23 protein-coding genes and 2 tRNA genes are annotated in these 26,179 nt (G+C 38.5%); 8 read left to right on the plus strand and 17 right to left on the minus strand.

Features of this window, described 5'->3' with window-relative positions; translation table 11 throughout:
- Positions 1-6 precede the first annotated feature (6 nt).
- Positions 7-861 (minus strand): PIG-L deacetylase family protein, encoded by an 855-nt coding sequence (locus E4S40_RS03560; protein WP_135070924.1) that lies wholly within the window; start codon positions 859-861, stop codon positions 7-9.
- Complete coding sequence (locus tag E4S40_RS03565; RefSeq protein WP_135070927.1) at positions 858-4,271, minus strand: HEAT repeat domain-containing protein; 3,414 nt, start codon at positions 4,269-4,271, stop codon at positions 858-860. Before E4S40_RS03565 ends, E4S40_RS03560 begins: the two co-directional genes overlap by 4 nt.
- 339 nt (positions 4,272-4,610) lie before the next feature.
- Here E4S40_RS03565 and E4S40_RS03570 point away from each other — a divergent pair, with 339 nt between their 5' ends.
- The 5 genes from E4S40_RS03570 (at position 4,611) to E4S40_RS03590 (ending at position 9,877) form a co-directional block, all read left to right on the plus strand.
- A complete protein-coding gene (locus tag E4S40_RS03570; protein ID WP_202615326.1) occupies positions 4,611-6,173 on the plus strand; it encodes an arylsulfatase in 1,563 nt (520 codons plus the stop codon).
- A gap of 47 nt (positions 6,174-6,220) precedes the next feature.
- Positions 6,221-7,243, plus strand: a complete 1,023-nt coding sequence (locus E4S40_RS03575) for an HAD family hydrolase (RefSeq protein ID WP_135070933.1) — start codon at positions 6,221-6,223, stop codon at positions 7,241-7,243.
- 1 nt (position 7,244) lies between these two features.
- Entirely contained in the window at positions 7,245-7,802 is a 558-nt protein-coding gene (locus E4S40_RS03580) for a hypothetical protein (RefSeq protein ID WP_135070936.1), read from the plus strand.
- An 83-nt stretch (positions 7,803-7,885) separates the two neighbouring features.
- Complete coding sequence (locus E4S40_RS03585) at positions 7,886-9,061, plus strand: helix-turn-helix domain-containing protein (protein ID WP_135070938.1); 1,176 nt, start codon at positions 7,886-7,888, stop codon at positions 9,059-9,061.
- A 162-nt stretch (positions 9,062-9,223) separates the two neighbouring features.
- Positions 9,224-9,877 (plus strand): outer membrane beta-barrel protein, encoded by a 654-nt coding sequence (locus E4S40_RS03590; protein ID WP_135070941.1) that lies wholly within the window; start codon positions 9,224-9,226, stop codon positions 9,875-9,877.
- A gap of 114 nt (positions 9,878-9,991) precedes the next feature.
- Here the strand turns inward: E4S40_RS03590 and E4S40_RS03595 are convergent.
- Together E4S40_RS03595 and E4S40_RS03600 are read right to left on the minus strand one after the other, a co-directional pair.
- Positions 9,992-10,063: transfer RNA gene (locus E4S40_RS03595), tRNA-Glu, on the minus strand.
- Between the two features lie 32 nt (positions 10,064-10,095).
- A tRNA-Glu gene (locus tag E4S40_RS03600) sits at positions 10,096-10,170 on the minus strand.
- 184 nt (positions 10,171-10,354) lie between these two features.
- Between E4S40_RS03600 and gap the strand changes: the two genes are divergently transcribed.
- Both gap and E4S40_RS03610 read left to right on the plus strand, forming a co-directional pair.
- Entirely contained in the window at positions 10,355-11,374 is a 1,020-nt protein-coding gene (gene gap / locus E4S40_RS03605; RefSeq protein WP_394345390.1) for a type I glyceraldehyde-3-phosphate dehydrogenase, read from the plus strand.
- A 497-nt stretch (positions 11,375-11,871) separates the two neighbouring features.
- The gene (locus E4S40_RS03610; protein ID WP_135070944.1) at positions 11,872-12,921 is read left to right on the plus strand and encodes a hypothetical protein; all 1,050 of its coding nucleotides are present in this window, start codon (positions 11,872-11,874) and stop codon (positions 12,919-12,921) included.
- A gap of 91 nt (positions 12,922-13,012) precedes the next feature.
- On the opposite strand, the gene E4S40_RS03615 is transcribed toward E4S40_RS03610, so the two are convergent.
- From E4S40_RS03615 to E4S40_RS03675, 12 genes are all read right to left on the minus strand, one after another.
- Entirely contained in the window at positions 13,013-13,624 is a 612-nt protein-coding gene (locus tag E4S40_RS03615) for a TIGR04282 family arsenosugar biosynthesis glycosyltransferase (protein ID WP_135070947.1), read from the minus strand.
- A 58-nt stretch (positions 13,625-13,682) separates the two neighbouring features.
- Entirely contained in the window at positions 13,683-14,348 is a 666-nt protein-coding gene (locus E4S40_RS03620) for a beta/alpha barrel domain-containing protein (RefSeq protein WP_135070950.1), read from the minus strand.
- Between the two features lies 1 nt (position 14,349).
- A complete protein-coding gene (locus tag E4S40_RS03625; protein ID WP_135070953.1) occupies positions 14,350-15,342 on the minus strand; it encodes a sugar kinase in 993 nt (330 codons plus the stop codon).
- A 131-nt stretch (positions 15,343-15,473) separates the two neighbouring features.
- Positions 15,474-16,229 (minus strand): hypothetical protein, encoded by a 756-nt coding sequence (locus E4S40_RS03630; RefSeq protein ID WP_135070956.1) that lies wholly within the window; start codon positions 16,227-16,229, stop codon positions 15,474-15,476.
- Positions 16,230-16,271: 42 nt separating this feature from the next.
- Positions 16,272-16,556 carry a DUF1330 domain-containing protein gene (locus tag E4S40_RS03635; RefSeq protein ID WP_135070959.1) on the minus strand — a complete coding sequence of 95 codons (285 nt, stop codon included), beginning with the start codon at positions 16,554-16,556 and terminating at the stop codon, positions 16,272-16,274.
- 16 nt (positions 16,557-16,572) lie between these two features.
- On the minus strand, positions 16,573-17,967 hold the full coding sequence (locus tag E4S40_RS03640) for a TolC family protein (RefSeq protein WP_135070962.1): 1,395 nt from the start codon (positions 17,965-17,967) through the stop codon (positions 16,573-16,575).
- A complete protein-coding gene (locus E4S40_RS03645) occupies positions 17,964-19,319 on the minus strand; it encodes an HlyD family secretion protein (RefSeq protein ID WP_135070965.1) in 1,356 nt (451 codons plus the stop codon). Before E4S40_RS03645 ends, E4S40_RS03640 begins: the two co-directional genes overlap by 4 nt.
- A gap of 1 nt (position 19,320) precedes the next feature.
- Positions 19,321-21,024 (minus strand): peptidase domain-containing ABC transporter, encoded by a 1,704-nt coding sequence (locus E4S40_RS03650; RefSeq protein ID WP_237563120.1) that lies wholly within the window; start codon positions 21,022-21,024, stop codon positions 19,321-19,323.
- Complete coding sequence (locus E4S40_RS03655; RefSeq protein ID WP_237563121.1) at positions 21,014-21,673, minus strand: TetR/AcrR family transcriptional regulator; 660 nt, start codon at positions 21,671-21,673, stop codon at positions 21,014-21,016. Before E4S40_RS03655 ends, E4S40_RS03650 begins: the two co-directional genes overlap by 11 nt.
- A gap of 638 nt (positions 21,674-22,311) precedes the next feature.
- On the minus strand, positions 22,312-22,683 hold the full coding sequence (locus E4S40_RS03665; protein WP_135070974.1) for a DUF983 domain-containing protein: 372 nt from the start codon (positions 22,681-22,683) through the stop codon (positions 22,312-22,314).
- An 84-nt stretch (positions 22,684-22,767) separates the two neighbouring features.
- A complete protein-coding gene (locus E4S40_RS03670) occupies positions 22,768-22,971 on the minus strand; it encodes a hypothetical protein (RefSeq protein ID WP_135070977.1) in 204 nt (67 codons plus the stop codon).
- On the minus strand, positions 22,971-23,537 hold the full coding sequence (locus E4S40_RS03675) for a DUF4920 domain-containing protein (RefSeq protein WP_237563122.1): 567 nt from the start codon (positions 23,535-23,537) through the stop codon (positions 22,971-22,973). The genes E4S40_RS03670 and E4S40_RS03675 overlap by 1 nt, the downstream gene beginning before the upstream one ends.
- 216 nt (positions 23,538-23,753) lie before the next feature.
- Between E4S40_RS03675 and serA the strand changes: the two genes are divergently transcribed.
- A complete protein-coding gene (serA, locus tag E4S40_RS03680) occupies positions 23,754-25,646 on the plus strand; it encodes a phosphoglycerate dehydrogenase (RefSeq protein WP_135070980.1) in 1,893 nt (630 codons plus the stop codon).
- A gap of 47 nt (positions 25,647-25,693) precedes the next feature.
- On the opposite strand, the gene E4S40_RS03685 is transcribed toward serA, so the two are convergent.
- Positions 25,694-26,149, minus strand: a complete 456-nt coding sequence (locus E4S40_RS03685; protein ID WP_237563123.1) for a DinB family protein — start codon at positions 26,147-26,149, stop codon at positions 25,694-25,696.
- Between the last annotated feature and the right edge of the window lie 30 nt (positions 26,150-26,179).

Genomic DNA, 26,179 nt, shown 5'->3' on the forward strand with positions numbered 1-26,179 from the left:
ATTCAGTTATTTCACTTCGTGAAAATATTCCCTGCCAAAAATCCTTGAATAGATCCATGAAGGTATTTGATCATGATAAGGCATCAAATCCTTCAAAACTTTTTGTTGGCTTTGATGAGCATGCATGGCTTCTAAAACTTGATCAAAATAGAAGTGAGTATCCAAAGAAAAGTCTGGCCGAGGAAGGCCTTTTTCCGGGTCCTTTGGATAATTCTTTTGGAACCCAGTGGATACTTTTAAAGCAAACTGAATTTGTTTAGGGGAAAGGGTTATTTGGAACAATTGTTTTGGAGAAAACCCCATTTGGTCCTTGTTCTCCAAAAACACTTCTTCCATAGCAAGTCCACTTAATCGATGGTCCGGATGACCATATAAACCTACTTTGGAATCATAACTCAAAAGTATGTCAGGATGAATTTGATTTATCCATTTGAGTGCTATCTTTTTCAAGCTATCCAAGCCCAAATTCTCTAGCCCGCTATCCGGATAATCTAAATGATGCAGGTATTGAATCCCCAAACTATTTGCTGCATTCTGCATTTCTATTGCTCGAATAACACCAAGTTCTTCTCTAGTGAGTTTACCTTCCGTATCAGCCGCTTCTCCTTTAGTTAAACATACCAAATGGATTTGATGGCCAGCCTTTTTTAAGGAGATCAAAGTACCAGCTACGGTTATTTCATCATCAGGGTGTGGAAAAAAAGCTAGAATAGCTTTGGACTCTGGATTTGAAATCAATGAATCCTTTTCCGGAATATCTCGGTCATGAAGAAGGTGATTTCCAGCAACTATCAAAATAAAAGGGGACAGCAAGATTATTAAAATCAATCCTGTTATCCCCCATTTCAGAACTTTTTTCATTCTTCTCTATTCAGGGTAGATAAGAAGCTTACTAAATCTCTGATTTCTCGTTTACTCAATAGTTGCCCCATATTTGGCATGCTAGATGGTGCCAATTTTTTGGACTTGATTTGATCTGTAGAATAGGTTTGCTCTTCACCATTTCCAGCTCTTAGGGTAACTGACCCTTTCTCATCAGCCAATAAGGTTCCACTCACATTTTCTCCATTATTTAACTCCAAGGTGACAAAGCCAAAGTTTGGAGCCAAACGTGCACTTGGATCAACCAAGGCAATCAATAATTCCTCTCTTGAAAGCTTTTTGGCGATTCCATTCAACCGCGGACCTGCATTTCCTCCCATATCATCATAAGCATGACATCGAATGCATTGAGCAGTTTGATTTTGGAAGAAAATATTTCGGCCATTTCGAACACTGCCCTCAGCCAAAGCACCTTGAAAAACTCTCCAAGCCTCACCATTTGATTTAGCTTCTAACTCTTGATTGAATTGGGTAATTAAGTCTTGACTTCCTGTTTTTTCAATTGACTCTTCCAATTCAATCCAAACTGCTGGATCTAATTTTCCAGATTTAAATTCATCCAAGATGACATTCCAACCACCAAAGGAACTACTTCCTTCCAAGGTAGATAAAGTCAACAAAGCCTGCCGTTTTTCATCATTAGATTGATTTTGAATTATATTCAACAAAAGAGTTTCCTTTTGCTGTGAATCTAAATCAGATTGGGAAAGCAAAGACAGACCCGCTACACGCACGGTTTGATTTCTGTCATTCATTGCCAAAGGAATAGCTTCGGACAATTCCTTAGACCCCATTCTATCTAAAGCTTCTAGGGCTGCGATTTTCAAATCAGGATCTGAAGAAGATTTAATTTCTGCTAGTAAAGCTGGGCCTGCTTCTGTAATTCCTGCTTTTCCTAGGGCTTTGGCAGCTTCCATTCGAATGGATGCATTGCTATTTTTCAATAATCCCAGTAAAACAGGGTATGCTTTTTCTCTTAGTAAGGTAGGTTCTCTATTTACAACTCCTCGGTATCTACCATCCACCCGATCTACTACAGAAGGTTTTGCCCATGTTCCAATAGCTGCTATCGCTTCAGTTTTAAGAGGCTCTGGATTATTATTTCTAGCAGCATAAGCCAGCAAATCATTCAATTGTTGCTCACCTCCTCCTCGTTGGTTAGCACTGATTATCCTGCGAACCAATGGTTCATTTTGAAAAGGTGTACTTCGTATCAAAGCTGCCAAGTCGGGCAAAGACTCTTCTACCGAAAAATCATCATGAATAGCTCTTGCAGCCTCTGTAACGATTAATTCATTTTCATCATTTAAGAATTGAGAAAGGCCTGGACTTTCCAATCTTCGAAGCGCCAAGACCGCTCCCATTCTTACAGCTGCAGAAGAATGATTGGATAGGCTAATCAATTTTTCTTCCTGGCCTAATCGAGCCAAAGCCAAACTCGCTGCATGACGGATATAGGCATCTTCATCATTATTTTCAGCCAGCAAATTCACCAAACCGTCATAAGCATCTTGATTTGATGTACGGCCTAATGCTTCCGCAGCGAAAAATTGAGCTCTGGCATTTTCATCCTGAAGGTTTTTAATCAATTGCTCACCAGCTTTTGAATAACGGATATCTCCAAGCCATTTGGCGGCTTGCGCACGGATTTCGGAGTCTGAATCAGTCAAATAAGGAACTATCAAATCCCCATAGTCCATATTTTCAAGACGAGCCAATTGGCTCAAGCCCACAATCGCATGAATTCGGGCATATTGGTTGGATGGATCAGCCAAAACCTCTCTGAAGACTTCAGCTCCTTTATTACTCCTTTTAGCTAAATCAAATTGTGCCTTTCGACGAACTCTCAAGTCCTCATGATAGAGTTTATCTTTAAGTTCAGATTCATTAAGCTTTTTATAATCTGATTGAAGCTCTTTTTGAGTATCAGCTTGAAGAGCCCAGCCCTTTGCGGAATCATCTTCAAGTTTCCAAATTCGACCGTAGTCCTTTGTACCCCAACCTGTAATCCAGTCTGCAAAATATAGTGCACCATCAGGTCCAAAATCCATTCCTGTTGGAAGGACTCCAGAAAGGATTTTTTCAGTTGTCTTTAATTCAAAAGTGGCTCCCTTTGGTTCAAGGGTAAATGCATGGATTGCTGAGTTTGATGCATTACCTACAAATTCCACTACAAAAAAGTGATCTTTCCATCTTGGTCCTAAGCCAGCTCCAGGGTTAAAAACCATGCCTGTTGGTCCAGAAACATAATTTTGAATGGGTGGAGTAATAAAGGCCGCCTGCTTATCCCAGCGTGGAGTAAACATGCGTTCATCCATCCAAACCTTATAAGGATTATTGTCAGGGTCACGGTATTTTCCAAATTGCCAATTAATTCGCCAACCTGTATCAGAACCATTGGTTAGATATACCAATCGCTCTTTTTCTCCAGCATGGTCTCCATCATTATCCACGGAGATCAAATTGGTATGGGCATCAAATACAAACTCGTGGGTATTTCGAACACCCATCGCGTAAATTTCAAAGTCAGATCCATCAGGATTTGCCCGAGCTATCACTCCGCGATTGGGATATTTCCATTCTTTCCCATCCGGACCTTTTCCATTAAATCCAATATCCCCTATCCCCCAGTAAATCCTGCCGTCAGGTCCCATTTCTAAACCCGACATTCCATGTGCTCCAAACCCGATATGAATTCCATACCCATGGGATAAAGATTCTTTTTCGTCTATAATTCCATCACCATTGGTATCAATCAATCGCCATAAATCAGGTCCTACTCCGACGAATAGTGCATCCTCTCCTTTCATCACTGCCCCTGCTACATCGGTAACTTCATCATTGAAGTCTTCCACAACTAATTGGGATTCATCTGCATATCCATCACCATCCGTATCAGATAGACGATAAATCTGCTCTTTTTCAACCGTCATATCTCGCCAATCATGGGAACCATCCCCATTGAGGTCAGCCAACCATGAATTTATTTCACTGCGTTCGGGAGATAATTCTTCATGAAGAAATTTGCGTTTGTCTTCAATAGTCTGAAGACTGATGGAGCGGATTTCCCAATCCTGATGTCCCCTAATATCAAATTCTGAGTTTTTCTGCCGATTTGTTCGAGAATAATATATATCTCCATTATCCGTGACGTGAATAGAAATAGGATCGTAAACCAATGAATCCACGGCCCATACCGATAAATTAAGCCCCTCTTTTATCACAGGACTTACTTGGTTTTTGGCGGCTTCAGCTTGAGATAGGATTTCCTCTTTGCTTAGTTTCTTTATTCGCAAGTCTACCGGTTCCTTGGGTTTACATGCGAATAGTAGGGAGGTGGAAATAAAAGCACCGAGAAGGAGCTTTGAATAGGAATGTGAAGTAGGCATATTTTAGGTTTAATAGATATCAAATCTAAAATAATGAAAATCAATTGATAGCCTATTCCATTTGTCAATTTCAATGTTTTCAAATTGAATTTCATCCCGATTTATTATTTAGGGAATATCAAAAGATCAATCTTCAAAAAGTTTATAAAAGAATTGAAAATTCACTCATGAATGCTTGAAAAGGCATACTCTTCCTAAGAATTCATCAATTCTTGACAATATCAAAGGAATCTTAACAAGATTACGTAAACATTAATCTTTATTGAGAATCAGGGGTTCGGCTTTTTTTATTTTTGTAAAATGAATAAATTCCAAAATATGTTTTTAAAATTATTTGAAATGAAAAACAAAATTTTACCCCTTTTTCTCGTACTATTTGGGTTATCCTTTTTTGCTTTTTCCCAAAGTAAAAAGCCCAATATTCTAGTCATCTGGGGAGATGACATCGGCACTTGGAACATCAGCCATAACAACCGTGGAATGATGGGCTACATGACACCTAATATTGATCGGATTGCCCGAGAAGGTGTGAGTTTTACAGATTATTATGGACAGCAATCCTGTACAGCTGGCCGTGCAGCTTTCCTTGGCGGAAATGTTCCCGTAAGAACTGGAATGACCAAGGTAGGACTTCCGGGAGCTCAAGAAGGCTGGCAAGAATCTGACATCACTATTGCAGCTGTTATGAAAAGCCTTGGTTACAATACAGGGCAATTCGGAAAGAATCACCAAGGTGACCGGGATGAACATCTACCTACCAATCACGGATTTGATGAGTTTTTTGGTAACCTATACCACTTAAATGCGGAAGAGGAACCAGAGAATGAAGATTATCCAAAAGATATGGTTATGGCCAACGGAAAAACCTTCTTGGAGAACTACGGTCCAAGAGGTGTAATTCATAGCTGGGCTGGTGGTAAAGGTGGGCAGCGTATTGAGGATACGGGACCACTTACCAAAAAGCGTATGGAAACCATTGACGAGGAAACCTTGGCTGCAGCAAAGGAATTTATCAAAAAGCAGGTGGAAGATGGCAAGCCTTTCTTCACTTGGTGGAATGCCACTAGAATGCACTTCCGTACTCACGTAAAGGAAGAGCATAGAGGAATTTCTGGACAGGATGAATACAGCGATGGAATGGTGGAGCATGACATGTTAGTAGGTGAATTGCTGGAACTTCTTGATGAATTAGGAATTGCTGACAATACTATCGTCTTCTATTCTACAGATAATGGCCCACATTATAACACTTGGCCAGATGCTGGTACGACTCCATTCAGATCTGAAAAAAATTCAAACTGGGAAGGTGCTTATCGTGTTCCTGCTTTCGTAAGATGGCCAGGGAAAATTCCTGCCGGAGTAACCTTAAATGGTATTGTTTCACATGAAGATTGGTTACCTACTTTCGCCGCCGTTGCAGGTGATCCTAACATTGCAGATAAGATAAAAAGTGGTTATTCCGCTATAGGAAGAACTTATAAAAACTACATTGACGGACATAATCAATTGGATTATTTAACTGGTAAAACAAAAGAATCTGCCAGAAGGGAAATGATTTATGTGAATGATGATGGACAAATTGTAGCGATTAGATATGATGATTGGAAATCTGTATTCTTGGAAAACAGAGGTATGGCATTTGAAGTATGGCGAGAGCCATTTACCGAGCTAAGAGTTCCTTTACTCTTTAACTTGAGAAGAGATCCTTTTGAGAAAGCACAGCACAATTCCAATACTTATAACGATTGGTTTTTGGAAAGACCCTATGTGCTAATTCCTATGCAGCAATTTGCTGGAAGATTCTTAATGACATTTAAGGATTACCCTCCAAGTCAAACACCAGGCTCATTTAATTTGGAAAAAATCCAAGAGCAAGTAAATAAAATGGGAAACAGTAATTAATAGCTTTAAAAGGGTGGAGAAATCCACCCTTTTTTAACTTTTTATTTATGAAACTACAGCATCTATTTATCCAGGCCTCCCTTTCATTGCTTATTTTGTTCTCAGGCTGCCAATTTTCACAAGAGCAAAAAACTGAAGAGATAAATTCGCCTTCAAAACATTATTTAGAATCTTGGAATGAAGGAATTTCAAAGTCTACCATTCAGGAATTTGTGAAGAAAACAACTACCGTAGGAAGTCCTGACTTTGTTCCAGAAAAAGACAGAATAGCCGTTTTTGATAATGATGGTTGCTTATGGAGTGAAAAACCATTTTACTTCCAATTAGCATATGCCATTGATTTTGTCAAAAAAGAAGCTCCAAATCATCCTGAGTGGGAAAATTCCCCAGCTTTAAAAAGTGCCATGGAAGGAGACATCAATGGCATTTTGGCAAAAGGCGAACATGGAATTATTGAAGTGGTAATGGCCTCCCATACAGGTATGACAGCTGAGGAATTTTCTCAAAATGTAAAAGATTGGTTAGCTACAGCGAAACATCCTGAAACAGGGATGGCTTACAATCAGATGATTTATCAACCTATGGTGGAATTACTTTCTTACCTGAGAGCTAATGGCTATAAAACCTTTATTGTATCGGGAGGAGGAATTGATTTCTTGAGAGTTTGGGCTGAAGAAGCTTATGGCATTCCTCCCTATCAAGTGGTAGGTTCTTCAATAAAAGCAAAATATGAAGAAGTAGATGGTAAAAAAGCAATAGTCAAGACACCTGAATTGAACTTTATTGATGATAAGGAAGGAAAACCTGTGGGTATCCACCAGCATATCGGAATGCGCCCTATTATTGCAGCGGGTAATTCTGACGGAGACTATCAAATGCTAGAGTATACTACACAAGGTAGCGGTCCAAGATTAGGAATATTGATTCACCATACCGATTCAGAAAGAGAATTTGCTTACGATAGTTTGTCCCATATTGGAAACCTGAAAAAGGGCCTAATTGACGGCCCAGGTCTAGGCTGGGTTATCGTTGATATGGCAAAAGATTGGAGTCAGGTTTATCCTAAATAAAATGAGGAAAATACTTTTAGCCATTCTCTTTTTTAATGTTTGGCAAATAGGCTTTAGTCAAGAAATAGAATCAGAAAAGTCCAAAGAAGAAGAAGAGGAATTCAGCCCAATTATAAGGGTAGCGTTGATCACTGGAAACTCACATGTTCCCAATGCCTTTGAGGGTGAAAAGCAAGTTTCAATTATTCCCTATTGGGGATTTGACGTAGACTATTTTGTTCATCCCAGATGGTCATTTGCCATACAAGGAGATCTCAAGTTACAAAGTTTTGAAGTTGAACATGAAGGGGTAGCTTTGGAAAGAAGCTATCCCTTTTCCCTTGCTACTGTGGCTCATTACCATTTCAAAAGACATTGGTCTGTTTATTTTGGACCTGGTTGGGAATTCGAAAAAAATGAAAACCTATTTCTATGGAAATTGGGCTCTGAATACAGTTTTGAACTTACAGAGACTTTCGAAATTGCTTTGAATCTCTCCTACGAAAATAAGCAGGAAATTTATGACTCCTGGAATTTTGGAATAGCATTCAATAAGCTTATTTGGAAAAAAAATAAATAAATGAAGTTTTTTTAGACTTTTATAAAGTTCTAGATAAATTTAGAAGTTATCCGATTTTTAAATTCTAGAACTTAACACGAGTCATGCAGTTTTCTTTTGAAATCAAAGATCTGATTTACCTAGGATCTATTTTTCTTGGATTTATTACCGGGACTGTATTATTAATTTTTGGATTTAAAAAGAAAAAAGCAAACATCCTGATAGGCTTATCCTACCTAACTATATCCTATGCGGTATTCTTAGTCTTTTTGATTAGTTCAGGCTATCATGTTCATTTTCCTCAGCTCTATAGAACCGGAAATATTGCCGGGTTAATCTTTGCTCCCCTATCTTACTTATACATTAGGCAAATCATTGAAGATAGACCTCTCAAACTGGTGGATATCTTACACTTTGTTCCTGCCCTAATATTCATTATTGATTTTTTCCCAATTTTATTTTTGATCCCTGTTGAAGAAAAAATAGCTTTAATCCAGTCAGAAATAGATGATCCTGCGGTATTTGTTTATTTCAATCAAAGCCGTTTCTTTCCGCCCAACTTTTATACCTATGCAAGAACCTTGTTGATTTTGGCCTATTGGGTTGCATCCGTATTTATCCTATTTCGATTTGGGAAAACTTTTGAAAAAAAGAAAAATGCATTCGGTAAAGAGTGGATTGTATGGATGAAAACTTTTTTGATCAGTAATCTTTTGCTATTCGTTCCTTTCCTTCTATTATCCCGTATTGTTGATTCTCAGTTGGGATTTGATCTATTGCATTTTTCTGCGGCTATCGTGATTTTGATCAATTCAATCATGGTATTATTCTTCCCTAAAGTTCTCTATGGATTAGATGAGTTTGATTTCATCCTTTCCCAAGAAAAAGAACTCCAGGAAAATGAAAAGCAAGAATCTCATACCCTCACTCCCGAAAAGATAAAAACTATAGAAAAAAATCTCCATCGGGTAATTGAGGAAGAAAAGGTCTTCCTTCAAAATGGACTTACTATTTCTGAACTGGCCCAAAAGGCCGAGATACCCAATTACCTCTTAACAATTTATCTGAATCAAGTAATCGGGGTTAGTTTCACAGATTACATTAATAAAAAAAGAGTGGATGAATGTTGTAGCAGAATTAAAAATGGAGATCTCCAACATATCACTTTAGAAGGCCTAGGTATTTCATGTGGATTCAACAACCGGAATTCTTTTATTTCTTCATTTAAAAAATATATGGGAATCACACCTTCTGTATTTTCAAAATCTTTAAATGGATAAATCTCAAATTATGCTACTTTTTTAACTGGTTTCCAGACTAAAAATCCCAAGAGAAAAGCTGTTCAGAATCGTTTAAAATAGACAAAATTCAAATCTAAAATCCGGAGAAATCCGATAAATTCGTTGAAAGAGTTATTCTCTGTTACATCAAAAAACACAATTATGAAGAAGCTAATTGCATTAGTGATCCTACTTTCTGTATCAAGGATCGCTCTATCCCAAGAAATAAGGTTGAATACTTATGGGGGTTATATATTCAAGAATACAGTAAACTCTTACTACACCTCCTCTTCTTTTTACGAGGGAACGATACAAGACGGATTTAGATGGGGAGCGGGAATAGAATATTATATCCAAGATAAGGGCGGAATTGAAATTCAGTATTTAAGGCAAAACACCAATGTACCTACCCGCTATGCTGATGGTATTTTTGGGGGAAATATTCAGTTTACTGATTTTGATTTAGGGGTCAATTATGTAATGATCAATGGAACAAGGTATTTTTCAGTAAGTGAAAAAGTGGAACCTTTTGCAGGCGCTGGAATAGGTTTAGGTATTTTTTCAGTAAAGAATCCAGACAATGGAAACAACAATACTGCTACGAAGCTCTCTTGGAATATTAGAGGTGGGGCTAATTTATGGTTAGCTGAAAATGTAGCGTTGCGCGTACAAGCTTCCTTGTTTTCGGCCGTAGAAGCTATTGGGGGAGGATTATACTTTGGAACAGGTGGATCTGGGGCAGGTCTCAGCACCTACTCCACCATGTATCAGTTTGGTTTAGAAGGAGGATTGGTTTTCCGTATCCCACAGAAATAATTTCATTAGGCTATAAAAAACAAGTTCCCGACCAAAGGCCGGGAACTGTTCTCTTTAACCACTAACAACCATAAATAAAAATGATTTTTCTCCGGGTGATTGAGTTGGAGCTTGTAGTCCGTACGGGAATCGAACCCGTGTTTCATCCGTGAAAGGGATGCGTCCTAACCCCTAGACGAACGGACCGGGGTAATTTGGTCAAAAATAGACCCATGAAATGGTAGTCCGTACGGGAATCGAACCCGTGTTTCATCCGTGAAAGGGATGCGTCCTAACCCCTAGACGAACGGACCATTTTTATCGGAAAAGATGCCCTTTCCGAAAGGTTGTGCAAATATAGAAGTCTGGATTAAGAATAACAAAGGAGCCCAAAAAATTTCTTTATTTTCTACTTAAGTGATTGATTCAAAGGAAGAAAAATTTTCACCCCATAAAAGCATAGAATTATTCCTAATTTTGAATCAAAGATCAGCTTAAATGAGCCCAATAAAACCCATTCGAGTAGCCATCAACGGATTTGGAAGAATCGGTAGATATACCGCCAAATTAATCCTATCTCATCCATCTATTGAACTGGTAGCCATCAATGATTTAGCAGACAATGCCTCATTAGTTCATTTGCTAAAGTATGATTCAATCCATGGGAAATTTGAAAAAGACTTGGCGTTAGAAGATGGCAAATTAAAAGTGGGCGAAAAGGAAATTCGGTTATTGACCCAATCAAATCCTGAATTACTCCCATGGGCTGAATTGAATGTTGATATTGTGATTGAATCTACCGGGAGATTTACATCCCGTGAATCAGCCAATAAGCATATTCAGGCTGGGGCTAGGAAGGTTATCATTTCTGCTCCGGCGACAGACCCTTCAATCAAAATGGTTGTTCTTGGAGTAAATGATTCCATTTTAACAGGGGAAGAAAAAATTATCAGCAACGCTTCTTGCACCACCAATTGCCTTGCTCCTATGGTTCAGGTTTTAGAAGATACCTTTGGTGTAGAAAAAGGCTATGCTTCTACTGTCCATTCTTACACTAATGATCAAAACCTACACGATGCACCTCACCGAGACCTGAGGAGAGCTAGAGCAGCTGCCTATTCCATCATTCCGACTACCACGAATGCAGGAAAAGCATTGGATAGAGTTTTGCCTAATCTAGAGGGGAAAATAGAAGCTTCTGCCATGCGTGTACCCGTTCCCGATGGTTCCCTGACCGATTTAATTGTAGAATTAAAGCGAGAGGCCACTGTTGAGGAAATCAATCAGGCATTTGAAAAGGTTTCTTCAAGCAGCTTAAAAGGTATTTTAGAAGTAACTCACGATCCTATTGTGTCAATGGATATCATTGGAAATCCTCATTCTTGCATCATCGACTCAGCATTGACTTCCAGCAAAGGAAAACTAATCAAACTGGTAGGTTGGTATGACAACGAAGCGGGGTACTCTAATAGACTTGTGGATCTAATTGAATATATCTTCAAGATGAGAGAAAAGTAGTTTTTCGATATAATTTCTAAGTCCATTAAATGGAAAATTCGACAAGAGCCATTTAAAATTATTTCAAGAAGATTTTTACTCCTTTTTTAGAGAGCTTTCCCTATTCCAATAACTTTTTCAAGGAGAAATCATGCCCAATGGCTAGCATTTTTAGTATATGAATGCTTCGCCTGATTGTAGCCTCGGGAGAATTTTATTGCAGATTGAATTTGAATAGCAGTAAATACTAGTCCTAGTAAATCACAATAATTAAGATTTTAAATCGCTTTAGTATAAAATTCTTACTACCGAATTTTTGGTTTGATATAATTCAATAATACCCAATCCTTTGATTTTAGAAATAAATAGGTAAAAACTAGAGCCAACTACTTTATTTATCAAATAATTATATCAAAAAATGGTTAATTTATATTTTGGTTATTTTTTAAAGTATTTTTTTCATTTTAAAGATATTTGAGCCTATATTCTGGCTTTAACCAACCTTTTAATCTTTAATCATGCAAAAACCAATATTTATTTTATGCGGATCAAAATCATTTGAAAAAAGTAGAAACAGTATTCTTTTCACACTCGCAATCGTGGGTTTAAGTTTATTTTTCAGCCAGGCAGCTTTTGCTCAAAAGAGCCTATCCGAAATTGCCGAAATGAATGATAAGCAATGGGATAAACTGGTCAAGTCTCATAAAACGGGTTTAAACCACATTTATGCGGTAGAAGGACTTATTGGAGCAGAACTATTCGAAAAAGAAAATATGCCAGACCCCAAGAAAATTGGGGTTTTGACTTTTCAATTATGGGATGAATCAACTTGGAAATCCTCTAGTGCCGGGGGCTGGGTCTATTACGAAAAGAACTTTATCACAGAAGAGGGAAGTAATTTTATTTCGAATGAATTACTAGGTCAGATGCTTCCAGTGGTTGAAAGTAAGTTTTCTCAAGTCGGTATAGAAGTTCAAGAGCCTGATGAATACATTGATAATGAGGAAGAAAGAACATTATACAATGAAGGCCCAATGCAAATTGAGTTGAGTGGAATTTTGAAGGTTTTTAGCGGAGGACTTTTAGATAGATTGCAAGGAAAGAAAGATGGTCAGGGAACCGTCTCAGCAGATGGCTATGAATTCTACCCGATTACCCCATCAATATTATCCAGTGATTATAAAGCCCCTTCTACCCTAGGTCTATTGGCAGAGGATCTTGGGGTGGATGCCCTGCTTGTCATGGCTGTACGAGTAAGTATAGAAAAGGCAGGAAAATTATTGGTCTGTAACGGAATTGAAATGGGACTTTACGGTCCTATAGCAGACGATGAATCCATTGATTATTCTGGAGTCATTGGTGCAAAAACGGTCAATATATATAGAGGGGGAATGATGTATAGTACAGCTTTTTTCGAAGTAGAAGAGATTCCTTTGGGAGATATGGATAAGAATACTGGAGAGATTACCCAGTGGTACACAGAAGGCCTTCCTACGATCACCGAAAGGATGATGGATGATATGATCTATGGTTTGGAAAAGTTCAAAGCCATGGATACATCCAAATAAATTTTTCAAAAGCAGAAGAGTCTCCCTGAAATTTGAAATTGGGGAGACTTTTTTATTTACTGATTATAAAGCTGGGAAGAAAGGAATAATGTTAGCCTGGATTACCCACTATCAAATATTTTAATCGGTTCCAATCATCCAAAGTATCTAGATCAGAAAGCTCAGTAAGTGATTTATAGCTAAGACCTATCGAGGTACATTTTTTAATAGTTTTCTTCAAAACTTCATTTGTACTCCATGGAATTCCATCAAAAATTTCAGGCACTTTATTTTTTACACCAACCAAATAATACCCTCCATCTAAAGCAGGACCTAATACTACATCATTATATTCCAAGTACTCGAAAGCTTGCTTCAAATGCTCACTAGTCAGTTCAGGACAATCCGTCCCTATCAATACCACTTTTTCATAACCTTTGCCTAGAATTCTTTGTAGCGCTTCGTTCATCTTATTTCCTAAGTCTCCGGCATCTTGGATTAGATATTGGAAACCTTCTGCTCCAGGAATAATGTCAGAAGGTAAATAAGAATCAAAAAACAAGAATTTATCAGCTGGATAGGAGTTGCAGGTTTTATAGCATATTTCACAAAGCTTTAGATAAACCTCCAAAGCCTGATCCTCTCCTATATCAGCTGCAAGTCTTGTCTTAACTCTTCCTTTTTCGGGGTTCTTCTGAAAAATGATAATTGCTTCTTTTCTCATTTTACAAAACCTCTGAATCCATTTTGGATCAAGAGAAAATTGAAAATTTAATTGGGAATTAAATCTCTTTGAAACTATTTGCCAAAGCTAGAGCAGTTTGAATTCGATTCTTTAGCTCTGTCCATTCTTTGTTTTTGATCAGGTTCTTATCAAAAAGTTGTGATCCCATTCCTACCAATAACACTCCCTCATCAAACCAAGGCTTCATGGATTCTGCTGTAGGTTCCACTCCACCAGTTGGGATGATTTCAATTGTAGGCAATACGGCATGGATTGAACTCACAAAAGTTGGTGTTAGGACATTAGCAGGATAGACTTTAACCAATTCAGCTCCCAATTCCTGCGCTTCCCAAACTTCTGTAACCGTTCCACATCCCGGAACCCAAGGAACATCATTTGCCATGCACCATTTCCCCAATGCTGGATTCATAACCGGAGCTACAATAAATTCCGCTCCCTGATCTACAAACTCTTCTGCTTGCCAGGGATGATAGATAGTACCAACACCAAGAGACAAGCCGGGCATTTGATCAGCCAACTTTCTTAATTCTGGGAATATTCTGGTGGCCTCTTTTCCACGGTTGACCATTTCAATCACGCGAATCCCGGCCTCATAAGAAACTTCAATCAAACTAAGGCTAGTTTCCAAATCCGGATTATAAAAAATGGGCATCATTCCAGCCGCTCCCATTTTCTGGATGAATTTACTTTCTGGATTTCTCATTTTATCGTTTTATGGCACCACTATTTCCTCTCAAAACTTCTTCTATTTCCTCTATGGAAGCTATTAAAACATCACCGGGAATGCTGTGTTTGTATACGCTACAAGCCAATGCAAAATCCAAGCTTTGCTTTGGGCTTTTATTCATCAAGAGACTATAAATCAAACCTCCAGCAAAAGCATCTCCTGTTCCAACTCGATCTATAATAGGCTGAACGCTAATAGTTTCAGTACTCTGTTCTTGATCTTTAGTGTAAAGATGAGCTGCTAAATCATTATGGGACGCTGAATGAATTTGTCGTTCAGTTCGTACAATCATTTGAAGTTTTGGTAAGGTATCAAAGGTAAAAGATTTAGCCTCATCAATGGTTTTAAAATCTCGATTCAAACACTGATTAAAATCTCGAGTACCTGCTATAATCACTTGAGTCATCCCCATTAAATCAGGCATAATTTCATGAGCTTGCTTGCCATAGTTCCAAAGATTGGAGCGATAGTTTAAATCGCCCGAAACAGGAATGTTTAGAGCATTTGCTGCTTGTAGAATTCTATAAACCAAATCCGCTGCCTCCTGAGAGATTGCAGGACTTATTCCCGACCAATGAACCCAATCGGTATTTTTCAGAACTTCTTTCCAGTCTATTCCTGCTCCATCAAATCTAGAAAAACTACTTCCAGCTCTATCATAAATAATCCTAGATCCTCGGGAAGCAGCTCCATGTTCTAAAAAATACAAGCCCATCCTTCCCCTACTAAATTGAATCAGCGCATCATCGATTCCATTTTTCCGAAGGTGGGCTGCAGCAGCATGCCCTAGATCATTATCAGGAAAGGCAGTAACATGTCGAACTTGAATTCCCCAATTAGCCAAGGCTGCCCCCACATTTGCTTCGGAACCTCCAAATTCCAAATCCAAAGAAGTGGCTTGAGCAAATCGCTGATGATTGGGTGGAGAAAGGCGAAGCATAACTTCACCAAGGGTAAGAACTGATTTCATATCATTTGACAGGAAAATGGAAATTACAGTTTCCCAAGTCCAATTCCAATGCAGCTAAATAAAAATTGGAAAGCTTTGGCAATAAAAAAAGCAGCACTAAGGCTGCTTTTTTATTGAATTAAGGTTGATGACTATTTTAGTTTGATCTCAGCAGTTACTGTTGATTCACCTTCTCCGGTAGATCCGTTATACCAGCCTGATACGGTTCCTGAACCAGTTGCGTCTTTAAAAATCTTTGTTCCACCTAGAATCGTAACATCGGCAGAGAAAGTTCTAATACCATCTGCATCTGGAAAAGATGCTTCATTTTCTCCTGAAACCATAAACAAAGCATGCCCCCTTTCATTAACAATTATTGTGGAAGCATTTTCTGGAATTTCATCTAAATTTAAACCTAACTTCATTAGATCATTCATAAAAATATATTTTGCAGGAGCCCCTTTAGAAGTAGAAAAGTCTATAACCTCTTGATTAATAAAGGAAAAAGATTTTCCAAGTCCTCTTGATTTTCCAAATCCAAAACCTGGTAAATACTTAATATCAGGAAAATTCTTCTCGGGATCTATAACCACCTTGAAATTTTTGTCCAAGGCAAAAATTTGATTTGAAAAAACATCTTGGTATGCCATAAAACCACCTTTCCGAAGGTTCTCTTCACCGGTTTGTCCGATGTCCTCTAGTGCTATTTCTACCTGATCATCTTGAATAACAGGGCTTTCAGCATCAGTCATACAAGAAGTAGCAATCAGGGATCCAGTTAAAAGAATCAAAAGATTCTTTCCTAAGAAGTAATTCTTTTTCATTTTAATTTTTTTTAGGTCGATTGAACATTTTAAGGTGTTAGAATTTACTTTAAAGAATACTGGAATCGAAATTTTGTATTTCATATTCCAATTTTTGAAGTATACACCAATAAAAATGCCAAATTTCTAACCTTCAATTAAAATAAATTTTGCAGAGGACCCGGAACTACGGATTTCCTTTGCTTTTTGATACTCCTTGGAATAGTACCAATTCCTTGCACTTTCTTTATCTGGAAACTCCAACATTACCAATCGATCATGATCCCATTCCCCTTCTAACACTTCTACAGGACTACCTCTTAAAACAAATTTTCCGCCGTGAGCCTTCACGGTATCGGGAGTTAATTTCTTGTACTCATCGTACTTTTCATTATCGAAAATATCGACCTGAACGATTACATATGCTGGCATCTGATTGCTATTTTTTTTATTCAAAACCAATTCCGGAAGCATAGCGAACTTTCGCAAAGGCAATCTTTCGTTTGGCTTCCAATCCATTTAAAGTAATACGGGCATCAAAAACAGAAACTTCCCGGGCATTAACCAAGAAAAGACTGCTTTCACCCATTTCAAATTTCCGCATTTCTGCAGAAAGTAAGCGCTCCAAGTTATTCACATTTTCCCTTACTGTCTGCACCTGCATGTTGTAAGTATTCCAAGAATTGATTTCTGCTTCCAGTTTATTCCGAAGCTCCAATTCCTTTAAATCCCTGGAGTTTTGTTTGAAGTCAATTTTAGCTTTAGCTAATCCTACTGAACCTCTAGCCTTTCGCCAAAGGATAGGTGTGTAGAATGAAACACCAAACTTGTAATTGTTTTCGAAAAATGGAGCTTGTTCAAAACCATCTATAGACTCAACCAAGAAATTGTATTTTAACTTCACAACTGGCAGCATAGATTGACTTTTCAATCTTCTTTCCACATCCAAACTTGCCAATTCAAAATCCGCAATTCGGAGCTGTGGATGATTAGCCACAAGGGTTCTAAGCTCTTCATTATTGATGACAAAATCATCCTGAGAACTCAATGGTTGTGGAATAACCTGCTCCTGCAAAATCATTGGCTCCTCTTCTTCATTCCAAAGAAACGCACTCAGCATTTGTGTTTGAACAAAAAACTGATTCTGCAAACCCTGAAGCCTATATTGCCGACTTAACAGCTGCGTATAAGCTTCTACTGTGTCAATTGCCGCCACATCACCTTGCTCGAAACTTCGCTTTACCGCATCGTACCGAATCCTGGTCAATCGAACAGCCTCTTCAAAAGCCTTCATATTAGAATAGCTCTCAGACCATTTCCAGTAGGTGTCAGCTCCTTTTAGGTAAAGTTCATTCAGTAAAGCCAAGCGCTCAGCTTCCGTTGATTGCTGATAGATTTTTGCCTGCTGAAGTGCGGCACGACGCTCATCCAAAATCAATCCTTGCCCTATATTCACAGCTGCACCAGCAGAAAATAAACCTCCTGAGGGCACAATATTCTCTGGATCTAAGAATTGACCAGTATTTTGCTCAAAGGTCCCCAAAAGCTCGATTCCAGCCATAGTAGGAATTGTTACCCCTGCCTCTCTCCGATCATAATAATCTGTGGATTTGTAAGTCTTTTGGTCCAAATTGCCATAAATCAATGGATCAAAGCCACCTCGAGCGGTGCGAACTTCCATAGCTCCCATTTCAAGCGTGATATCAGCTTGTTTTGAAACAGGGTGAAAGGCTCTCACCCACTCCAGAAAATCCTGAAAGCGTAAGGTATCTTGAACTAGCTCTTGTCCAAAAGCCCAGTGAAAGGAAAAAAACAGAAGAACTAAAAGAATATACTTTCTCATTTTTTCTCTTTCTCTATAGCGTCTTTTTGTTCTTGAGTGTAATAATCTGCAGGGAATCCATTTAACTGACGCCAGATTTCATACCATACAGGAACATCATTAAGTAAGGCAATTCCGTCGGCACCAGATCCAATACGAAGCATTTCAGGCCAAGGCTCCTCCTCAGGATCCTCAACAACCAATACCCGGTATTGATTATTTGGTCCGGCAAATTGATCAATGGCGGTAACCACTCCTCCAAAGGTACCATTGGATATTTGTGGCCATCCTGAGAAAACAATCGCAGGCCAACCGTCGAAGATGAAGCGAACTTTATTGCCAACTTTGATCAAAGGCAAATCCACTGGCTGTACATACATTTCTACTGCTAAATCCGCATTGGAAGGAACAATATTCAAAATGGCATCACCCTCTTTGATCGTCTCGCCAATACCTACCTGGATTGATTTGGCTAAGTATCCATCCTGTGGCGCCAAAATATGTCGGAACCCTGTTCGTGCCTCATAGTTGGAATATTGATTTTCCAACTTTGTGACGGTCGCTTCCGCATCAAATCGGGCAGACATAGCCGTATACATTTCAGATTCTGCTTTGGCTAACTTATCCTTGAATTCATTATCAATCGCATCCAAATCAATTCGAGCCGTAATCAATTCATTCTGACTACTTAAATACTGATTCTCTGCAGCAATTAATTTCGCTTGCACATCCTGAAACTTCAGCCTCCTGGATTCCAAATCAGTTAATGATCGGATTCCTTCCTGATAAAGTGCTTCCCACCGTTCCAACTGCTGCTTTCCGATATCAAAATTGACTTTGGCTTGCTGAAACTTAATACTATCAGACTGAACCTTCAGTTCTGACATTCTTAGCTTATTTTCAGCCTGCTGCAGTTTCAAGATATTATTTCTCTGTAGGGCCTCAATCTGATTTTGAAGTGCCTGAACCTTCTCTTCGTAGGATTTGGCAGATGATGCTTTGGCTTGAACCTGAAGTTGGGTTCTTGGAAGTAGCAAGGAGTCAAAGTATTCATCTTTAATTTCTGAGATTGTCAGGATAGTATCTCCTTTATGCACAAATGCGCCTTCATTGACATACCACTTTTCAATCCTACCAGCAATGATGGAATGAATGGTTTGAGGACGCTGATCTGGTCTCAACGCAGTCACATACCCTTTGCTTCGAATATTCTGTGTCCAAGGCACAAAAAGAATAATGAAGAATACCAACATAATGGAAAGTAGGATTCGTACTCGCTTCTGACTTTCCCGCAATGGCAAGGTCATCACCAAACTTTTGGCTCCACTGAAAGGAATGGATTCCTTAATTTTAATCCTAGATATATTCAGCATCTTATAATTCCTTTTTCAATTTAACATAACCTGAATAACCACCTTGATAAATCAGGTTTCCGTCATCTAATAAAATCACTTCATCCATTTTAGAAATTGCACTTTCATCTTGAGTCACCAAAAGCAAGGTCCAATCCCCATTGATTAGATACTGTACCACCCTTTCTTTTTCATCGGCATACAAATGATCTAGCGCATTTTCCATCACCATAGCTTTCGGTTTTCCTAATAAAGCCCGGCACAAAAGAATACTTTGGATTACTCTCTTTGAAAATCCTTTACCCTCAGGCTGAACTTCCGTATCCAAATCGTGAGGCATTTGATAAACCTGATCTTTCAATCCAGTTAGATCCAGAATTTCCTCCAATTGAGTTTGATCATATTCACGACCCACCGTAATATTTTCCAAAATGGATCCATGAAATACCTGCTGCATTTCTAGAAAATCCCCTACCATGGACCGGTATTTTTCTTTCTGAATCATTTCTAAGGAAAGGTCATTGATCGTCACTTTCCCATTATATTCTTCATATAAACCTGAGAAAAGCATCAACATGGCACTTTTCCCCGAACCACTTCGTCCAGTAACAGCCACCTTTTTACCAGGCTCGATCTTCATACTAACATTTTTCAAAATCGGTGAAAGATTGTCCTTAGGCTGAAAGGTTACATTTTCCATCCCAAATTTTAATCCTGAAGAATAGCTTGTAATTACTTTCTCATTTCCCTCAGCATCTTCCAGCTCCAAATCCATCACCTGTCCGAGTTTCTCGGCAGCAACGAGCGTATCATAGACCGTCTCCAAGGAAAGAATCAACTTTTCAACCGAATTGACTACCAAAATGATAATAACCTCTGCTGCTACAAACTGACCAATACTGATCTGCTCCTCCATCAGAAGCAAACTTCCAGCAATCAGCAAACTTGCTACAATCAAAACCTTAAAGGCAATCATGATTTTGTATTGGAAAATCAATACGCCAAAGTGCTTGGAACGGAAGTCTACATAATGCTGCAATAACTTATCTGCTCGAAGGATAGGTAATCGGGTATTTCCAACCAACTTGAAGGAATTCATCGTACGGGCAATTTCTTCCAGCCAATAAGCAGTTTTATACTTATAAGTTGATTCTTTCAGGGCTGTTTCCATTCCTCTTGGTCCAGAGAAATAGAAAATCAAGCCTAGAATACTTATCAAGACTAACCCAAAGATGATAAAGGTGAAATGGTAGATAGAAAGCAAAAGCAAACCAAAAATCACCTGTAATAAAGCCGTGGAGAAGTCTATCAAAATCTTTGCAAGTCCCTTCTGAAGATTAACCGTATCAAAAAACCGATTGACTACTTCAGGAGCATGACTTCCATGCATTAATTCCGGTTTTACCCTAGGAAGCCTGTAGGCCAAAGAAAGCCCTGCCTTCGCAAAAACCCGCTGCTGCAGTTTTTCCATGATTTGCAATTGGGAGATTTGAAGAAAGCCACCAAAAGCTACACCTGCAGCTACAATAACCACCAAAATCACCCAAGAAGTAGAAATCCTACCTCCGAGAATAAAATTCAAAATAGCCTGAATACCAAGGGGTAAGGTTAGGGTGATTAACCCGTTCAAGACGGCATAGAAATAAATCGAATAAACCTGGCTCTTTTCTTCTTTGAGAAGACGGAACAAACGAGCCATTGGCGTAATTCCAGAATTAGTTGTCATTTTGAATGGTTTTATTAACCAGTTGATAGAAAAACTTAAATCGCTCGGCAGAATTAATTGAATTTTCAGTCATGCCAGGCAAATGCTGAGAATTGAATGATTGCAATAAACTTGACTCCAAAACTGTGTAAACCAAAGTTTTGGGATATTTATAGCTAGGATTCAATTCTGAAATAATTTCCGCTATTCTCGCTCCAAACTTGTACACTTGAGCAAATACGCCAGCTTCATGCTCATGGTCAACTTCTTTGGTCAGGAATCCCTTCAAGGACTCATTAATGACGATTTCCCGTAGCATAATCGGGTTGAGATATTCATTTTTTTGGAAGATTGGACCATCGGATAATAATCGAATAGCCAATTCCAATCTTTGGGCCGGGTCTTGTAGGTTTGCTGTACCAAAGACCAAATTGTGCTCCATCCATCCCCAATACCATGCTGTCAAATAGAGGAGCAATTTGTGTTTGTTTTCAAAATACCGATAAATAGCCGCTTCTGTACTACCTATCTCTTGAGAAAGTTTTTTAAAGGTAAAGTGTTCCAGTCCTAACTCTTTGATTAATCGCGTTCCTTCTTGGACAATGGCGATTCCCAAAGTCGAACTGAAAGGCTCTTTTTGATAGAGGTTTGGGTTCACCTCTACCTTCATTTTGCTTAGAATTGCCTCCATTGATTTTTCGTATTATGAGGCTATAACGGGCAATACTTCGATTAGGTTTAGTAATATTCAATTTTTTGTTAGTAATATTTACTTAAAGCAAACTATTACTTACTAACGTCTCGATATACCCATGCCCACAGGACTAAAAGTGGATGAATGAGTATCAATCGGCCCCATGCAACCCACATTGGTGTGCAAAGACTATCGGGTATGCAAGCACCGATTTGAATAAAATAAACATGACTAGGAATAAAAGCCAGCAACATTAAAAGGATACCATAGACTGCCCACTTTCGGGATTTATTAAAAAACAAGCCATATGAAACTGAAATTTCGACCACTCCTGCCAGGATATTTAAGGCCTTTTTTTGGGGGAAATAATCAGGAATTAAAGGCAGGTAAAAATCGGGATTGAGGAAATGATTCAATCCAGCAACAAAGTAAAAAAGGATCTGAAGATATAGTCCCCAAGTAATTAATCTGTCTTTCAAAATCATAGAGGGTAAATAAACAATTAATAGCTAATCTATAAACTCGTTAATAAGGAATTGTTTAGGCCTGAAAAGAAAAAGAGCTTGCCAATATCGACAAGCTCTCTTTTTATTTTCAGTTCTCTTTATTACAAATTAATATCCTCGGTATTTCAATTTTCCAAGCCCATACAGATAAAGCACTTTTGAATAGCGCAACATCACTGGGACGAGGAGCAAATTGAGCGAAATAATAGTTGTGAGATACATCCAAAGTTCCGGTTTTTCGATCAGAATATTAATTGCTACAAAAACCGTGATGAACAAAGCCACTGAAAAAGCATAGCTGATGTACATGGCCCCGTCATAAAAACTAGGTTCCGGCTGAAAACTCGCTCCACAAACAGAACAGCTCTTATTCACTGCAGTCAACTTACGAAAGCTCACAACAGGAACTGGGAAAATATTCCCCTCCCTACATTTTGGGCACTTCGCCCCCAACATCGCTTGTCCTAATCCTTTTGACATTTTTTTGAAAATTTTTGCAAAGCTAGTATTGCCTATACTTATTTCTGTGACATAAGGCACGATGAGTGTTTCCACAAGAATGAATTACCGAATTTCTTCCAATTCATAATCTTTACCCTTGCCCCATCTCAGCAGTTCTTCCATGGTATAATATTCCAAAGTCTCTAAATCCTTAACCTTGAAATTATCCCCACTTAATCTGGCCATTATTTCTAAATAACGAACCTCCCCCTGATTTATAAAGAGGTACTTCCGGCCAACCCGAAGATTATCAAGTGCTATTGGCATTAGGCTTTGTCAAGAATCACAACCCCTGTTGCTTCAAAGGTGATTTCTTTTTTAGGAGCAACAATCGCGTCAATCTCTTCTTGGCTTTTACCTTGATCCTTGGCATAGTGACGTAGCGTTTCAACATCCGTTTCGGTAAAAACAGCTACGCCTTCCAATACAATTGGAAAGCCTTGAGAATTGGTAGGGACAAAAAATCCATAATCTTTGAAGGTTACCCGGATGCTTTCTCCATCAGGCAATTCCATCGTCAGCCAGCAACCTTTAGAAGTACAAACGTCCTGAATTTCTCCAGTGATTTTTCCTTCATAAGATCCTGAGGCTTCTACTTTTTCTACTAAATCAGCCAAGGTGATTGCTTCAGACCCACTGATTGCAGCACCGTAATTTCCAGGAACAACTTCTGCTACTCCTATCACGGCTTCAGTAGAACTTTCCTCATGATGCATCGCTCCATCATGATGCATTTCGCCCTCATGATGGGATTCCGAAGTTTCAGATTTTTGGCAGGAATAAAAGGTAATCGCAGATGCCGCTAAGGCTAGGCTAAAATATTTTCTCAACATGTTCATTTTATTTTATCCAAAAATAAAGGCAATTCCCGAAGACCTAAAATATTTTAAGTGCGAAATGTCACTATTTGATCACATTGCTTCAGTTAGTTTGAGCCCTGATTGCCATTATTGCTGCGATAAAAATGATTTAAAACATTTATGACAATAAAACTTCTCAAATTTTGACAATCTCTTAATTTTACATCAGATTTTATAAAAACCCCGCACATGCCTCAAACCAAAAAATTTATAATTGATTTTGACAGTACTTTTACCCAAGTAGAAGCTCTTGACATCTTGGGTGAAATATCCCTTGCCAATGACCCTGAATCCCCTCAAAAACTTCAGGCAATCAAGGACATCACCGATCAAGGAATGGAGGGTTCTTTGACTTTTCGGGAAAGCTTAGAAAAACGTCTGGAGATATTGAAAGCCGATCGCAAGCAGATTTCAGGGCTTATCGATGAATTAAAGCGAAAAGTTTCAAAGTCGTTTGAGCGAAACCGTGAATTTCTCCAGGAAAACGCAAATGACATTTTCATTATTTCCAATGGTTTTAAGGATTTTATAATCCCTATCGTAGCGGATTATGGCATCAAAGAACACAATGTTTTTGCCAACGAATTTGTCTATGATGAAGAAGGTAAAATCATAGATTTTAATCGGGAAAATCCACTTTCAAAAAACAATGGGAAGGCCCATACCATCAAAAATTTAAATCTTGAAGGCGATATTTATGTAATTGGTGACGGATATACCGACTACGAAATAAAAGCCTCAGGATTGGCGAATAAGTTTTATGCATTTACAGAAAATGTGCATCGACCCAAAGTCACATCTAAAGCTGACCATATTGCACCCAGTTTTGACGAAATCTTATACATCAACAAGTTGAATACAAAATTTTCATATCCTAAAAGCAGAATCAAAGTTTTACTTCTCGAAAACATCCACCCTATCGCGGTTGAACTTTTGAATGAAGAAGGCTATCAAGTTGAGATTGCAAGTACAGCCCTCAGTGAGGATGAACTTTGTGAGAAAATCAAGAATGTGTCCATTCTCGGGATTCGTTCTAAAACGAATGTGACCAAAAAAGTATTGGAAAATGCGAATCGATTATTGGCAATAGGTGCATTCTGTATTGGGACCAATCAAATCGATTTGGAAACCTGCCAGGAGAAAGGTATTGTCGTATTCAACGCTCCATTCAGTAACACCCGTTCGGTGGTGGAAATGGCCATTGCTGAAATCATTTTCCTTATGCGAAATTTCTACAACAAATCAGTGGCCATGCATGAAGGAAAATGGGACAAATCTGCTAATGGTTCATTTGAGGTTCGTGGCAAAAAATTGGGGATCATTGGATATGGAAATATCGGAGCACAGCTTTCTGTACTGGCGGAAAATATGGGCTTGAACGTCTTCTACTATGACATTGTGGAAAAGCTTGCCTTGGGGAATGCAACCAAACTTGAATCCCTAGAGGAATTGCTGCAAACCTGCGACATTATTTCCTTGCATGTGGATGGCAGAAAGGAAAACAAATGCCTGATCGATGCTGATAAAATAAAAATGATGAAGAAGGGGGCTATTATGGTCAATTTAAGCCGAGGCCATGTGGTGGATATTGTTGCCCTAAAAGAAGCCATCTTAAGTGGCCATTTGGCAGGTTGTGCAGTCGACGTATTTCCAGAAGAACCTAAAAACAATTCAGAGCCATTTGTTTCTGAATTAATCGGATTACCTAATACCATTTTGACTCCACATATTGGAGGAAGTACCCTAGAAGCACAGCAAAATATTGCTCGATTCGTTCCAGGGAAAATCATGGAATACATCAATACCGGAAATACCTTTAATTCCGTCAACTTCCCGAATCTTCAATTGCCGTTCCTTCAAGATGCCCATCGCTTGATTCATATTCACCACAACGAACCAGGTGTATTGGCTAAGATCAACAAAATTTTGGCTGACTATGAAATCAATATTGTGGGTCAATACTTGAAAACGAATGAAAAAATCGGCTATGTAATTACTGATATTGACAAAGCCTATACAGAGGAAGCTATTCGGGCCTTGAAAGCTATTCCGGGGACCATTCGATTCCGAATTTTATATTGATTATTATTTCAGAAAAAAAACCACTTCGATCGAAGTGGTTTTCTTTTTTACGCTTTATCCAACAATCGTCGACAATAATTAATCTGACCAAGATGATAATTGAAATGCCCATACAGGTGCAAAAGAAAATATCCGTAGGTCATGGGCTTTCCAAACTTTTCGACGGGGTAGATTTCATTAAGTAGTCCTTCATCTAGTTGATTTATACTTGCTGAAAGCTGCTTTTTCAATAATTGAATCTCATTCAAAATATCTTCCAAGGGAATATCTTTTGCTGCAAATTCTCTATCCCGATCTCTCACATAATCAAAACCTCCCATCTCATGACAAATAAATGCCCGAAGATTTCCTATCAAATGAATAGCTAAGTTTCCTGCACTATTACTGATTTCTCCCTCTATTTTCCACAGATTGTTTGGGGATCGAAAAGAGCGCAATTCATTTTCTAATCGCACCAAATCCCTCGAAAAAAGTATTTCAATTGATTCCACCATATTCTTCATAAAATTAATACTGACAAAAAAATTGATTTA

It is taken from the genome of Algoriphagus kandeliae (genome assembly GCF_004571135.1).
GTDB classification, from domain to species: Bacteria; Bacteroidota; Bacteroidia; order Cytophagales; family Cyclobacteriaceae; genus Algoriphagus; species Algoriphagus kandeliae.